The organism is Sulfurisphaera tokodaii str. 7 (genome assembly GCF_000011205.1).
GTDB lineage: Archaea > Thermoproteota > Thermoprotei_A > Sulfolobales > Sulfolobaceae > Sulfurisphaera > Sulfurisphaera tokodaii.
In genome coordinates, this window is record NC_003106.2 from 1,675,285 (window position 1) to 1,688,472 (window position 13,188).

12 protein-coding genes are annotated in these 13,188 nt (G+C 33.8%); 2 read left to right on the top strand and 10 right to left on the bottom strand.

Going from position 1 to position 13,188, the window contains the following annotated elements:
* Positions 1-25: 25 nt before the first annotated feature.
* The 8 genes from STK_RS09370 to STK_RS09400 all read right to left on the bottom strand — a co-directional run bounded on the left by STK_RS09370 (position 26) and on the right by STK_RS09400 (position 8,594).
* The gene (locus tag STK_RS09370) at positions 26-2,554 is read right to left on the bottom strand and encodes an MMPL family transporter (protein WP_010979737.1); all 2,529 of its coding nucleotides are present in this window, start codon (positions 2,552-2,554) and stop codon (positions 26-28) included.
* Between the two features lie 50 nt (positions 2,555-2,604).
* The gene (locus STK_RS09375; RefSeq protein ID WP_010979738.1) at positions 2,605-3,177 is read right to left on the bottom strand and encodes a hypothetical protein; all 573 of its coding nucleotides are present in this window, start codon (positions 3,175-3,177) and stop codon (positions 2,605-2,607) included.
* Complete coding sequence (locus STK_RS09380; protein WP_010979739.1) at positions 3,171-4,793, bottom strand: DNA polymerase domain-containing protein; 1,623 nt, start codon at positions 4,791-4,793, stop codon at positions 3,171-3,173. The genes STK_RS09375 and STK_RS09380 overlap by 7 nt, the downstream gene beginning before the upstream one ends.
* The gene (locus STK_RS09385; RefSeq protein WP_010979740.1) at positions 4,748-5,014 is read right to left on the bottom strand and encodes a hypothetical protein; all 267 of its coding nucleotides are present in this window, start codon (positions 5,012-5,014) and stop codon (positions 4,748-4,750) included. The genes STK_RS09380 and STK_RS09385 overlap by 46 nt, the downstream gene beginning before the upstream one ends.
* A gap of 159 nt (positions 5,015-5,173) precedes the next feature.
* On the bottom strand, positions 5,174-6,202 hold the full coding sequence (locus tag STK_RS09390; RefSeq protein WP_010979741.1) for a metallopeptidase TldD-related protein: 1,029 nt from the start codon (positions 6,200-6,202) through the stop codon (positions 5,174-5,176).
* A 23-nt stretch (positions 6,203-6,225) separates the two neighbouring features.
* Positions 6,226-6,363: a hypothetical protein gene (locus tag STK_RS15320; protein ID WP_156014882.1), complete on the bottom strand. Its 138-nt coding sequence runs from the start codon at positions 6,361-6,363 to the stop codon at positions 6,226-6,228.
* Between the two features lie 73 nt (positions 6,364-6,436).
* A complete protein-coding gene (locus STK_RS09395; RefSeq protein ID WP_010979742.1) occupies positions 6,437-7,414 on the bottom strand; it encodes a hypothetical protein in 978 nt (325 codons plus the stop codon).
* A gap of 298 nt (positions 7,415-7,712) precedes the next feature.
* Positions 7,713-8,594, bottom strand: a complete 882-nt coding sequence (locus STK_RS09400; RefSeq protein WP_010979743.1) for a hypothetical protein — start codon at positions 8,592-8,594, stop codon at positions 7,713-7,715.
* A 76-nt stretch (positions 8,595-8,670) separates the two neighbouring features.
* On the opposite strand from STK_RS09400, the gene STK_RS09405 reads away from it, so the two are divergent.
* Positions 8,671-9,225, top strand: coding sequence for a DUF5591 domain-containing protein (locus STK_RS09405; RefSeq protein WP_010979744.1), 555 nt, complete (start codon positions 8,671-8,673; stop codon positions 9,223-9,225).
* Between the two features lie 97 nt (positions 9,226-9,322).
* Positions 9,323-9,619 (top strand): hypothetical protein, encoded by a 297-nt coding sequence (locus STK_RS09410; RefSeq protein WP_052846627.1) that lies wholly within the window; start codon positions 9,323-9,325, stop codon positions 9,617-9,619.
* Here the strand turns inward: STK_RS09410 and STK_RS09415 are convergent.
* Entirely contained in the window at positions 9,608-11,119 is a 1,512-nt protein-coding gene (locus tag STK_RS09415) for a hydantoinase B/oxoprolinase family protein (RefSeq protein WP_010979745.1), read from the bottom strand. The genes STK_RS09410 and STK_RS09415 overlap by 12 nt on opposite strands.
* Positions 11,120-11,121: 2 nt before the next feature.
* Entirely contained in the window at positions 11,122-13,047 is a 1,926-nt protein-coding gene (locus STK_RS09420; protein ID WP_010979746.1) for a hydantoinase/oxoprolinase family protein, read from the bottom strand.
* Positions 13,048-13,188 lie beyond the last annotated feature (141 nt).

The following is a 13,188-nucleotide window of genomic DNA, read 5'->3' on the forward strand; positions in this document are numbered from 1 at the left end:
AAAATGGATTTTAGTAAAATTCAATTTATTTACTTTGTTCCACTCTTTTTACTAAAGAGATTTTGAGAATTGCTGGATAAATTATAGTTCTAACTATGAAAGTATCTAGAATTGCAGCCAAAGCTATTGCTAAACCAAGTTCTTGAATAGATTTAATGGGATTTATAGCTAATGCGCCGAACGAAAAGGCTAAAATTACACCCAAAGCAGTTATAGTATTGGCTGAAATAGATAATCCCTTTACTATTGGATCTTTTTCGCCATTCTCAATTTCTTCTTTCACTCTAGAAAGAATAAATATACTGTAATCATTTCCTAAACCCATCATTAATACGTAAACTGCTATAGGAATCAAGAATAGTATTCCTACATCTGGTGAAATTCTAAATCCTAAATACACTATAGCTAAAGCGGATACTATAGTTAGTATTATACTTAATGAGACACCAATACCTATTCTAATTGAACGTATGAAAATTGCTACTATTATTGCTAAAACTACGGGTAATAGAAGCATTAATGTATAGTAGTAAGGAAATAAATAATCCATGAAAGCTAAGTAATCAGCAGTAGTTCCCCCAACATAACCAGTTTTAGTTAAACTTTGAATTTCCTTGACCAAGTTGTAAGCCTGTATACTATCATACTTGTAAGAGGGTATTATAGTAACGAGCAATGTCCTATTATTATTTCCAACATTTGCCTTAAACATACTAAGAACTGATGGTGTTATTGTGCCGTTAAAGTTTGGTGGTACTGGTCCAAAGACTTCCTCAATACCATTTAACTTACTAACCTCAGCCTCAAATTTCCCTACCTGGATTAAATCCTGTAGCGTTATAGGGTGAGAATAGTTAAATACTACAAGAATAGGGTTTAGATAATTTTCTCCAAAAGCCTTATTAATTACATTTAATCCTTGTACAGCTGGTGTATTAGGTAAGTACGATTGGAAATTTAAATTTAAAGGAGTTGAAAATACATAGAAGCCTGCTATTAAACCAATGACTAAAGCAATTACAAACACTATTACCGGTTTAGATGTTGACAGTTTAGCAACTTTTTCAAACCTTGGTTTTACCTTAAATTCTTTTGAAGGCCAGAACACCTTTTTCCCTAAAGCTCCGTAGATTATTGGTAATAAAGTTACAGCAATTCCTACAGCAAACGGTACTGAAAGACCGATTATTAATCCCCATTGTCCAGCAAACGGAATAAAAGTCATTGAAAGAAAGACTATAGTTACTGTTGTTCCACTTATCAAAATCGCTTTCCCAGACGTTTTCACAGAAATTTCCATGGCCTTCCATTTATCAACTCCTTTACTTAGTTCTTCTCTGAAACGTGAGAGTAAGAATATACTATAATCAGTTCCTACACCCATGATTACGGCTATCATAGGTTCTATTACTTGGAAGTCTATTTGCTGTTTTGTTACTAAACTCACTAGGGTTACCATAGCTAAACCGGAAATGATCGAAAGGCTTATAGTAATTAAGGTTATAATAGGTGCTAAAATGCTTCTGAAGTAGATAGCTGTTACGACAAGTAGGAAAGCGAAAATTAAGATAAATGTAATTGCATCATACTCATTCTGCAATTGAGAAAGCTCAGCAAATACTGGTGTTTCACCAGTAACGTAAAATGTTCCGTTAAAAACTTCCTTAACACTTTCCTTTATCTGTGGTACAATTTGCTCATCAATAAAGGTACCGTTTGAATATACAGCAGTAGCTGAATATTTAGTGTAAATAAGAATAACATCTGTGTGGTTCTTAGAATAAACTGCAAGTAGTGAGGAGGGAGGATTTAAAAGGCTGAAGAAAGCTTTAGGGTTCGATTCTAATGCATTATTAACACTTTTAAACAGTAGAAGGGAAGATACTTGTGGTGAAATGTTTAAAACTTTTGCAGTAGCAATTGGTAATTGCTTCTCTACGTACTCTGGCGTAACAAATCCTTGAGGATTGATAAATGCTAATGCGATTAACTGAGTTTTGTTTAAGGTCGAAATACTAAGTTCAAATGCTAAAGTATAATTTTCAGTTTTCACGTAAGTATTAGCGAAGTTTTCATAAAACGAGGAGTATGAAGAAGGCATTCCTTTTTCAGCTTCACTTAAGGCTAGACTTTCGTTATGTGTTTCGTTTAACAAGAACAGGAATTTTTCTGGAAAGATATAAAGTGCATAAGCACTTTCGTTAAGTAACGATCCGGTTTGGTTAATTACTTTTCCTAAAAAGTTCGCATAGCTTATGTAAACGTTAGGTACTCCACTTACATTAGTTATCAAAGGTATATTAAGTAGTTTTTGTTCTATTAAATAATCCTCGTAAGGTGTGGAGTTAACTAAGACAATATCAATAGAGTTGTTACCGCTACCTGATGGGAAGTATTTACTAAGTAGATTAGTTGCGATAAATGCTTTACTGTTTGATGGAAGTGTTACGTTTTCGTTATAGGAAAGGTGTGCGAAAGATTGTGAGGCCAAATACATCGAGAAAAGAAGAATTAAGACCCAAACTATTATTGTTACGATAAACTTTCTATTCATAATATAGGTTAAACAGATAAAATTAAAAACTCAACATTCTTTCTCTCTGTTTAAACTAACCATCTTAACAGACCTTCTTCGTTCACTTTACCATATAAATCCCAAATACTATTTGGTATTTCAATTTCCTTAGTTATAACACTCTTTATGACTATGAATCTGAATCCTCGTTTACTCTTCACTATTTTTATTATGGAATGTGCAGTATGAGAGCCAAATATTGAACCTTCTCTTTCTCTATCTAAAAAACTGAATAGAAATTTTCTCCCCTTCCCCTTTCTTATAGCTGCAACAATCCTAGTGTATTCCCTTTTATAATGATAAGGGTCAATTATTATAAGATCCTCATCCCCCATAGACTCAATAGTTAAAGATACGTCCTCAGCCTTAAATGCTCTTCTTATATAAACTTCTTCCTCATTAGAAAATATCCTTTGGAAACGTTTTACTAAATAAGGATCTAACCCTCCCCTTTCTGATACAACTACTACATAGACCGGAGAGGAAAGAGCAATTACCCTATGATAAAATATCCTCAGTAACTCTTCATCTGGAGAAAAGAACTCTACAATTTGATCCTTTTCTATTATTTCGTCTAAAAATGCAAAACCAGTTCTCAGCATTTAATCACCTTAGTTAAATCCTCAAATATCCTTTCTAGGTATGCCTTATAGTAGCCAACATCTTTACCCTTAAATCCTTCCCTAGCATCATAAAAACCTTTTATTCCCCTAACATATGGAACGTCCTTGATCCAAATAACATAATCGTCTGGCTCACCGTTAATTACTCTTCTTTTATAATAGTCTAAAAGTTCCTTAATTTTCTTTACACTTGCTTTGACTTCATTACAGTCTTTAGTCTTTGAAAGAATTTCGAGAGAATCGTTTAGGTAGGACTTCACAATGTTAGGCATATTGCTCCTTACCAGTCCTTTAGCTATAATTTCTCCATCATCTTTATTTCCTATATACCTTGTTGGATAAGGCGTATCGTTTCTGCTAGCTGTAAAAATGACCCACTTAAACTTCTTGTAATCCAGCTTTAAGCCAGTTTCTTTTTCTACAGCTTCAATCAGTTTTAAAACGTCCCCCTTTACTATTAAAGAATCAATTATACCGTGAAGTACTTTAATCCCTAAACTTTCAGCTATTTCAACCGTTTTCCTCAGCGTTTTTCTAGCAAAATAAGTAACCATCTCATATGCTTCTATTTTTCCAAATCTAGAGTTCCTATACCCCAAATAACCAAAAGATGCTACTAAAATCCATTTTATTGCTTCCGCTCTCTCTTCATCAATTTTCTTTAGTTCTTCTTTTCTCTTTACAAGCCACTCTAACGCTTCTGGTACAATACCCTTTTCTTTAAGACAAATTGAATGTAATTCAGTCTTTATATCATCACAAGCGTCAACAGTTTCAGCGGATATATTATATTTTATAATAAGAGAAGGATACATTGATTTAAAATCTATTTGATAAACGTCCTCATAACAACCAGGTTTAGGGAATATAAATAAACCTCCCTTATCTGCTCTCATTATGTCCTCTAATTTTCTTAATTTCTCTAATCTAGTAACAATATTTTGTATTATGATCCTTTTCTTTAAGGCAACCCATGCTTCGTTTGTGGTTAACGCTTTTCCAATAGTTGAGTAAGCAATCTCATGTAATGGCGTTTTGGATATATAAGACCACTCAAGAAGTCCCTTTATAGATACTGGTGATCTTTTCTTCTCTCCTTGAATCTTAACGTGGGCTCTAATTCTCTTGCAAGGAAAACCGTAACATTCTACAACATCAGCCTCAAAGTCCTCTAAATTATAAACTCTTTCACCATTTATTTCATAACAGTCTGAACAACCATCATACCATCTAAGGAATTTTACCGTAGCATAATTAACTTTCTCTATCTTATCTACTAAGGGAATTTTCAACCTATACAGTGTTTGTGCCAGAACTGTTGGTATTTCGTTGACTACCTTTAACCTTTTCCTTATGTAATAATAAGCGTTAAAGCTTTCAACCTCGAATCTGTAAAGTTCAACTTCTTTACCGTCTAGGCTTCTCCATTTTTCTTTTTCGTAGTATTTAACTTCGGGATGTTGAAGAACAATGTCTGGGTTATCAGTTATTACGTAAACTGGGAAAGTTGTCTTTATGAATTCAGTCCTAAAATCATTTAACAGAAGTTTTATTCCTCCTTTTGTCGGATAAGCGTCGAGTACAATTTCTTCCATTTTTCACACTCCTCCGCTAAAGTCCAAATAAATGTAAAATACACTAAATTATAGGGGTCAACAAATTCGTCGTAAGAAGCGCTTTGGACGTATCTAACTTTCTTTTTTACTTCCTCAAATAGAGACTCAAGTGAAGGAGAATGTAGACGTGAAATGATCTTTTCTACTGTTTCCAGCTCTTTGTCAACAGCCCTAGTGTAAGAGGGTTGTGTTCTTCCCATGTGCTTTTTCTCTACATTATTCTAATTAAGGCTTTAGAGAGATAAGTGAAATTAATAGTTTAAACTTTTGAATAAAAATACAACGTGATTAATACCAAAAAATAGTATTATCAGTAAGGCCGGGTTATCGTCACCACTCTTATTCTGGCGGTCTCATCACTAAAATAATATTATTCTTACCGGCATTAAAACATATGGTGAAACTATTCCATGCTGTTCATCTATTGCAAAGGGTTTTACATTTTTTGACAAAGCCTCTATAGATAGAAGATCTTGGAAAGGAACAGCTATCTCTCTTATTCTTAACCCGACACCCTCTTTCTCAACAATTTTGGGTGTTATCCTTATACTATTTTCAATGATCTGGACAGATTCAACACCGTATACTGTTATAGCGTCTTTGTTCTCATCTCTCATTTCTTCTAAACTCCAATCTCCAGCTTTAATTTCTAAAGTAAAGAAATCAGGTTCTGGCGGTATTCCTCTTGCATTACCCGGACTGCCAAATCGTGAATAGAGTGTGCCTAAGTAATCTTGAACTACTCCATCACCTATTAATTCCTTCTTCTTGGTTAAAACTCCTTCATCATCAAAAACTGTAAATCCTGGTGAAATATCGTTAAGTGGATTATCAAATACTGTTAAGGGAAATACTTTTTCATAAAGCTTTAGTTTAGGATAATTTCCGTTTAGTAAAGTCTTAACAGTATATGCTATTATAGTACCAAAAACCTCTGGAGATAAAATTACTCTAACTCTACCTCCAGTTTGATAGTCTCTGAGTATTCGCTTTACACTTTTTATCTCGTTCTGTAAATAGCTAACTAAGCTATCTATGTACTGAACTTTACCTCCTACTTTTAGGTAGTCTTTTTCCACTAATGCGATAAATTTTATTTCTTTGCATTCTCCTACTCTCCTCTCAATTCTCTTTATAATTATTTTGTCTACGTAGGGAATTAGTTTCTCAGCTTTATTTATAACCTCTTGATATAAATCTTCTTTCTCCTCGTATGAAATACAAGGAGTAAAATTTTTACTTTGTTGAAAATTAATTTCTTTATTTTCAAGAATCCAACCTTCTGGTGTTAGAGTCATTTCTGCTTTAATCTGAGAACTTTGTGAGTATTTTCCAGACCTTGTAATAATTAGGGAATCCTCCTTGGAACTAAAAAAGATTTGTACCATATAATATATTAAAAAATATATTCTTATAACGGTGTAGTTAAGGAATCTCTAACTACACAAGCTATTAATTTGCAAACTTCTTTACCGTTTTCTAATCTGCATTCATATAAACCATAGTTTGTAGGACAGTAGTATGTCTGTTTTACGGTATAGTATCTCATATTTAAACATTTGGTTATTTAAATATATAAACTTTTATAAATTTGTGTGTATCTACATACACAGATTATTTTTTTATATAAATATAATATCCATAAAATCTGGAGTTGTGATATTTGAAAAATTATCGAGAGTTCCAAACTCTACAATTGAAGGAACGGATATAGTAAATGTCGATATACCATGTTCTTTATGCGTTACTACCACTTCTTGTTCTCTCAATATGACGACTTGATTTCCCACAAGAACACCTATAACTTGAACCAGGTGAGGAGAAGTATAATGCCCATAATACATCTTTAGTTTCTCTTCTTTATTTACTATGAATTCTTTGAACTTATCTTTTATTTTGCTTATTTTCATGAAATATATTCTATTTCTTTCTGGTATTCTTTTTACACCTAGTAACTCCCTAATTTTTTGTTTAACCTCTTCCTCAACCTTTGCTATTTCCCTTTCCTTAATTCCTATCATATAGTTTATTCTCCTTATCCTTCTTATCTCATCTAATACATTTAGTAGCCTTTCTATTTTACCTAACTCTTCATCCTCGGACAAGTATTTTCTTATAAATTCTTCCCAAAGATTACTACGTATATCATTAACGCCAATCCCTGGAAAAAAGGAGAGATAATTAAGTAATCTATCCAAAGAATGAAAAGTCTTAATTATTCTTACTGCAAAATCTCCTTGAATCCTTATTATTTGACCTTTCTTTAGGCTAATTACTTCCCATTTATGATGAGTAAAGCCCATGAAGTTCTTTAACTTTTGAATTTTCCTATCTTCTCTTATCCCCTTATCGAGTACAATACTTGGGTCACCATTTATTAATCTTACAAATATTTTCCCAGTAGTATCGTCAACCCCCATTACAAAGAAATTCCTAGAAAATTTCATGGGGAAAATTACATATTCGCCTATTCGTTGAGAATCCTTATAGTAAGATAATGCTATTTTACCTCTGTAATAATGATCTTCAGAGAGAAAACAATCACTCTTCTCTTGTAACTTTAAGGGGTCATGATATAGTAATTCTTTGCAATCTTCCATAAGTAATACTAGAAATTATCCTTTTTAAACTATTTCCTTCTGATTCAAGTACACTTTCCAAATACTCTTTATAATTACAAGAATCATCTGTATGCTTCCGCCTTTACCAAACCTAAGTTCATAAAGTAATTGCCATTAAACTAAATAACGATTTCAATACCACAAAAAAGCTGGACTTGATGCTAAATAAGTAATTTTCTCAAATACTCGTTAAATTTCATTATCAAAATCAAATGCTAAATATGGACTGAAATTAATTTATTTTTGCTAATTTATAAAATGCGTTACAGTGTAACTTCTATTCCACATTTAGTTTAAGGAAATTACAAATTTCACCTATCTTTTCACCAATTTCTTCTCTGTGCATTTTATCTACTTCTTTAGAAAGTCTAATTTCCCATGTTTCTTTCTCGTAATCAGAGTGTAACATTACCCATGCATTGATCATTGATCTATTAACCCAGTCTCTTAGATCTACATCATAAGGATATCCAGTTTTTTCTAAGAAAGACAATAAATTATCGATTTCTTCCTCAGTAGCTCTTTTAGCATTCCAAGTTATTTTCCTTTCTCCCACATATCTTTCTCCTTTTCCCGGTATAATGACTAAACCGTTAGCACCCTTTACTCTGTAAGTTGCTGTATCAACACTGTCAGCATTAAAGAAAATTTTCCTCATGTAAGGCGAACCAGCACCTAAAACGTGGATCTTCTTAACAGATTTTCTAACATAATGATATAAGTATATTACTATTTTTCTCCCTCCCTTTAAAGATGGCGGAACTATACCACCAAATGCTATTACGTCCACATATTGTGAGTAAAAGTCAATAGCCTTATCAATATCTTCAACATTATATCCGTGAACAACTGGAATCACGTTTATCTCTTTCTCGTAAAGATATTCAAAGTGTTTGAAGTTTCTCTCATCGACTCTTCCGCAAGGAAATGATGGAATATCAAGATTAATATATGCATCAGCAGATAAAGTCTTATATTTCTTTTCTATCATCTCTGGACTTAACGGAATTCCTTTTTTCATTATCTGATAACCACCACTATCTACCCATGTTTTATTATTCCAGGATACACTATCCCATCTAAGCTGGTTAATCATAACTGGCGTATGAAATTCCCAAGCTGGGACCTTCAAATCTTGTACTCCAAGAAAAATCTCCATGAGAATATTTTGGTCATACCAGGTTTATAGGTATTACTAAAAAGAGATTATTAAATATCCCAGCGTATTTTTTAATATGCAATGTCCTCCTCTCTACGGAGAAAGGATAATTAAAAGAGAAGGAGAAGATCCTTTTAAGCATCCAGTAGTTAGAAAATGGTACGAAATTCTTCTTAATGAATGGAAATCTATAAAACCTTACGCTGTTCTTCTTCCTTGTACCTCTATAAAGCCATATCACTTATCAAGAACACATAAGTTAGCTTATGCTATAATGAGAGGATTCGAGGAAAAAGTGCAGTTTTATTCTGTATCAGAACCTATGTTGTTAGTGCCAAGAGAATATGAGGACTGTTACCCGTTTAACTCTTACGATTATCCACCATCGATGATGACTAAGGAGGAAAGAGTGGAATTTGTTGAATTATTAGCAAAAGTTCTTATAAATGTTAGAAATATGCATACTCACATTATAGGGATATTGCCAAAACATCACTATAGTGTAGTAAAAGAAGCTTCAGAAATAGCGGGAGTTAATATTAACTTATATCCTTATGGAAGATTACCATTTAAAACTATTTCTGAAGTATTAAATAATTTGAAAGAAATGATGAAAGCCCGCCACACTTAACGGTGAAGAAATACGCAGGCACTGAATATTTAAACGTAAACTTGGTAATACTCTTACCAAAAATATTATATACTTGAAAGAGAATAGGCAAAGTAATATGAAGACAAAGTATGTTATTTTACTGGGTTTATTAAGTGGGCTTACTAGTATATTCCTCTTTATGAGTTTAGATTTTTACTTTTTCTTAGATGGACCAGTTAGGCTTTGGTTTACGCCATTTAACGTGTTTATACTACCAATCATTGTAGCCTTATTAATTGTAAATATTTTATCACATAAATTCTCTTTTAGTGAAAAAATCTATAGTAACTTAATCTCTGGCATAACGGCTTATATAGGTTCCCTTCTTGTAATGTCAATAATTAACAGTATTATCCTTGCTCTAAGACCTTGAATAACCACCACCGCCTGGAGTTTCAATAATCACCTCATCTCCTTCATGCAAATCTATCGTAAATTTACTAGGCATTTCCATTCTCTCTCCCTTCTTTATTATATAAACTCTTCCAGGCTTACCATTTTCACCACCATTTAAACCCCATGGAGAGGTCTTGAACCTATCAGCTAAAATAGAAAGCCTCGTGGGAGAAAGAACTTTAAAACTCCTAATTATACCGTCACCACCTTTATGAACTCCCTTACCACCACTTCCAGCCCTTATCCTATATGAGGTAAAGAGAATGGGATAGTTCATTTCTGCAATCTCAATTGGAGTATTTAAAGTATTAGTCATATTTGTGTGAACAGCCGATACTCCATCAGAATTAGGCCTAGCACCACTGCCACCAGCTATTGTCTCGTAATAAGACCAATATTTACCTTGATAAATACCACCCATCATAACGTTCATCATAGTCCCAGAACTAGCTGCTGGAATATAAGATAGAAAACGGGATAGGGCTAAAAAAGTAACATCAGCAATTCTTTGTGAAGTTTCAACATTACCACCACCAACGGCAGCAGGCTTTTTAGGATTTACTAAAGAACCTTCTTCAGCAATAACTTCTATGAAAGAATAAAAGCCATCATTAGTAGGTATGTCCTTATTTAAGGCTGATCTAATTGCAAAAGAAACTGCGGAATAAGTAACCCCTAAAACAGCATTCAATGGACCATCTATTTGCCTATGAGTACCAGTAAAATCGGCAATAATTTTGTCTTTCTTAATATGTAAATGTAAAGTTATATTCAGCAGATTATCATTAAACTCCAAATAGTCCTCAGCCTCATAAACACCTTCTTTCCAGCTATGCTGGAGAATAAGATTCCTAGTGTGGTTTATGCTCTTATCCCAACCTTCAAGAACTTCCTTCTTACCGTATTTTTCAATGAGTTGCTTTATCCTAGTTACTCCAGTCTTATTAGCTGAAACTTGAGCATTTAAATCGCCAATAGAAACCTCTGGAACTTTAAAGTTCTCCTTTACAAACTTAATTACTTCATCCGTTAACTTCATGGGAGGAATTACGATACCCTCCTCATATAAGGTTTTGGCATTTGGATTTATACTACCAGGTAATGGACCACCTACATCAACATGGTGAGCCTTATTTATAACATAACCCATTAGTTCTGATTCATAATAAATTGGAGTTAATATACCAACGTCATTCAAATGAGTCCCAGATATGTAGGGGTCGTTGAATATTAGGCTTTCCCCTTCTTTTAATTCCTCAGCAAACTTCAGTACGTTTTTAACCGCAATTTTAAAAGAACCCAAATGAACTGGAATATGTTCAGCCTGAGCAACAATTCTACCTTCTCTATCTACTATTGCACAACTATGATCCATTCTTTCCCTTATATTTGGTGATAAGGCAGATTTCTTTAACATAACTCCCATTTCTTCTGCAATGAATATTGTAGCTTTATTTATAACTTCCCAACTAACCATTTTTACTCCCTCGTTAATTCTATGAAATAATTAGGGAGAATAGTAAAACTCCAACCATCTGGAATTAATGTTGTTGCACTGTATTCTTCTATGATTGCCGGACCTCTATCTCTAAAGCCTATTGGCAAAGTCTCTCTGATGAAGACTTTAGCATTAACCCAATCATCAAAGTAAACTTTCCTCGCCTTTACTTTAACGTTATCTGAGATCTTTAACGTTATCTTAGGCTTCTTAATCCTCTTAACAGCAAACACTCTTATATTCACAATCTCGATATCATAGGGTAAAGTAAAACCGTACGCAGTTCTATGCCTCTCCTCAAAATTTCTTCTTATATCACCATCAGCGGGTACAGTTAATTCCCATCCTTGACCCTTATATCTAACATCAGCATACCTTAAAAAGTAGTCAATACTGGACATTTTCCTTCTCAATTCCTCTTCCAGTTCTCTGAATTCTAAGTTAACGTCCTTGGGATAAGCCCTTCTAATTTCTATCTTAATATCAGCTAATAACATAGATAGGGCACTAAACAATCCGGGATAGACTGGAACTAAAACCCTCTTAATACCAAGCTCTTCAGCTATGCCTAATGCAAACTGCGGTCCAGCACCGCCAAAAGAGAAAAGTGCGAATTCTGAAGGGTCTAAACCCCTTTCGACTGTTACCAACCTTATTGCCCTAGCCATTTCTAAAGTAGCTAGCCTTATTGCTTCCTTTGCAATTTGTATAGGATCACCTAACTTTTCAAGTCCTTTTATTGCCAGTTCCTTATTCAGTTTCATATCACCGCTTAATAACTCCTCTCCAATTCTTCCTAAAACGAGATTTGCGTCAGTTAACGTTGGCAAATTACCACCCTTATTATAGCACATAGGACCCGGATCAGCACCAGCACTTAAAGGACCAACATTTAGTCCCCCAGCCTCATCTAACCAAATTACTGTTCCACCACCGGCAGAAACTTCAGCCAAATCAATGAAAGGAAACCTAACTGGATAGCCGGAGCCTTTTATTATTCTACCGTGATGAGTCCTGCCACCAACCTCATATTCACTAGTTATCTCAATTTCACCATTAACAATTGAACCAGCTTTAGCTGTAGTTCCACCCATATCAAAACTTATGGCATTTTTTATCCCCATCTCGTCAGCAAAGTATTTAACCCCAACAACTCCAGCCGCTGGTCCAGATTCGATTAATTGTACTGGTCTCTCAATAGCCTCATCAGCATCAATTAATCCACCAGAACTTGCCATTATAAAGAATTCCTTAGGTTTTATTTCCTTCGACAAAGATTCTATGTACTTACTTATAAGAGGCTTTAACATTACATTAATTACTGTCGTTGTTGTTCTTTCATACTCTCTTTGTTCTGGGGAAACCTCATAAGATGCTGAAACATACTTTACATATCTTGAAAGTATTTCTTTAGCAACCTTCTCGTGTGTGGGATTTAAGTAAGAATGCAAAAATACTACTGCAACTGCCTCAACATTGATCCTTTTTGCTATTTCTTCTATCTCCTTAGTATTGAGTGGCTTTAAAACTTCGCCTCTTGAATTAATCCTTTCGTCAACTTCAAATCTCAACTCCTTAGGAACCAATGGTTTAGGTTTTTGAAAGAACAAATTATAGAGTTCAGGTCTGTTTTGTCTTCCAATCTCAATTATGTCAGAAAAACCCTTAGTAGTGATTAATGCTGTTTTAGGTAACTCTAAATTGACTTGTCCAAGAAGAGAGTTTGTTGCAATCGTTGTAGCATGTATCAGTGTGTCCACACTTATTCCTAATTTTTGAATACCTTCTTTCACTCCATTTTCTGGATTTTTTGGTGTTGATAAACCTTTGTAGAAAACAATTTCTCCGTCATCTTTCACTCCTATTATATCTGTAAATGTACCACCTATGTCGACCGCGAGAAGCATATAAGATTCTATATTTAGCTATATAAAATTTTTTGCCTTTTCTGAGTGAATACTTAAAATTAGTTATCGGAAAAGGGACAATTCTATGTCATTACAGTAAAATATTGTATTTCTAGTATAGCACTTATAGGAGAATCGTTA

What these genes read in the sequence shown, in the direction of transcription:
- STK_RS09370 (WP_010979737.1), bottom strand. Translation starts at nt 2,554, where the DNA reads ATGAATAGAAAGTTTATCGTAACAATAATAGTTTGGGTCTTAATTCTT.
- STK_RS09375 (WP_010979738.1), bottom strand. Translation starts at nt 3,177, where the DNA reads ATGCTGAGAACTGGTTTTGCATTTTTAGACGAAATAATAGAAAAGGAT.
- STK_RS09380 (WP_010979739.1), bottom strand. Translation starts at nt 4,793, where the DNA reads ATGGAAGAAATTGTACTCGACGCTTATCCGACAAAAGGAGGAATAAAA.
- STK_RS09385 (WP_010979740.1), bottom strand. Translation starts at nt 5,014, where the DNA reads ATGGGAAGAACACAACCCTCTTACACTAGGGCTGTTGACAAAGAGCTG.
- STK_RS09390 (WP_010979741.1), bottom strand. Translation starts at nt 6,202, where the DNA reads ATGGTACAAATCTTTTTTAGTTCCAAGGAGGATTCCCTAATTATTACA.
- STK_RS15320 (WP_156014882.1), bottom strand. Translation starts at nt 6,363, where the DNA reads ATGAGATACTATACCGTAAAACAGACATACTACTGTCCTACAAACTAT.
- STK_RS09395 (WP_010979742.1), bottom strand. Translation starts at nt 7,414, where the DNA reads ATGGAAGATTGCAAAGAATTACTATATCATGACCCCTTAAAGTTACAA.
- STK_RS09400 (WP_010979743.1), bottom strand. Translation starts at nt 8,594, where the DNA reads ATGGAGATTTTTCTTGGAGTACAAGATTTGAAGGTCCCAGCTTGGGAA.
- STK_RS09405 (WP_010979744.1), top strand. Translation starts at nt 8,671, where the DNA reads ATGCAATGTCCTCCTCTCTACGGAGAAAGGATAATTAAAAGAGAAGGA.
- STK_RS09410 (WP_052846627.1), top strand. Translation starts at nt 9,323, where the DNA reads ATGAAGACAAAGTATGTTATTTTACTGGGTTTATTAAGTGGGCTTACT.
- STK_RS09415 (WP_010979745.1), bottom strand. Translation starts at nt 11,119, where the DNA reads ATGGTTAGTTGGGAAGTTATAAATAAAGCTACAATATTCATTGCAGAA.
- STK_RS09420 (WP_010979746.1), bottom strand. Translation starts at nt 13,047, where the DNA reads ATGCTTCTCGCGGTCGACATAGGTGGTACATTTACAGATATAATAGGA.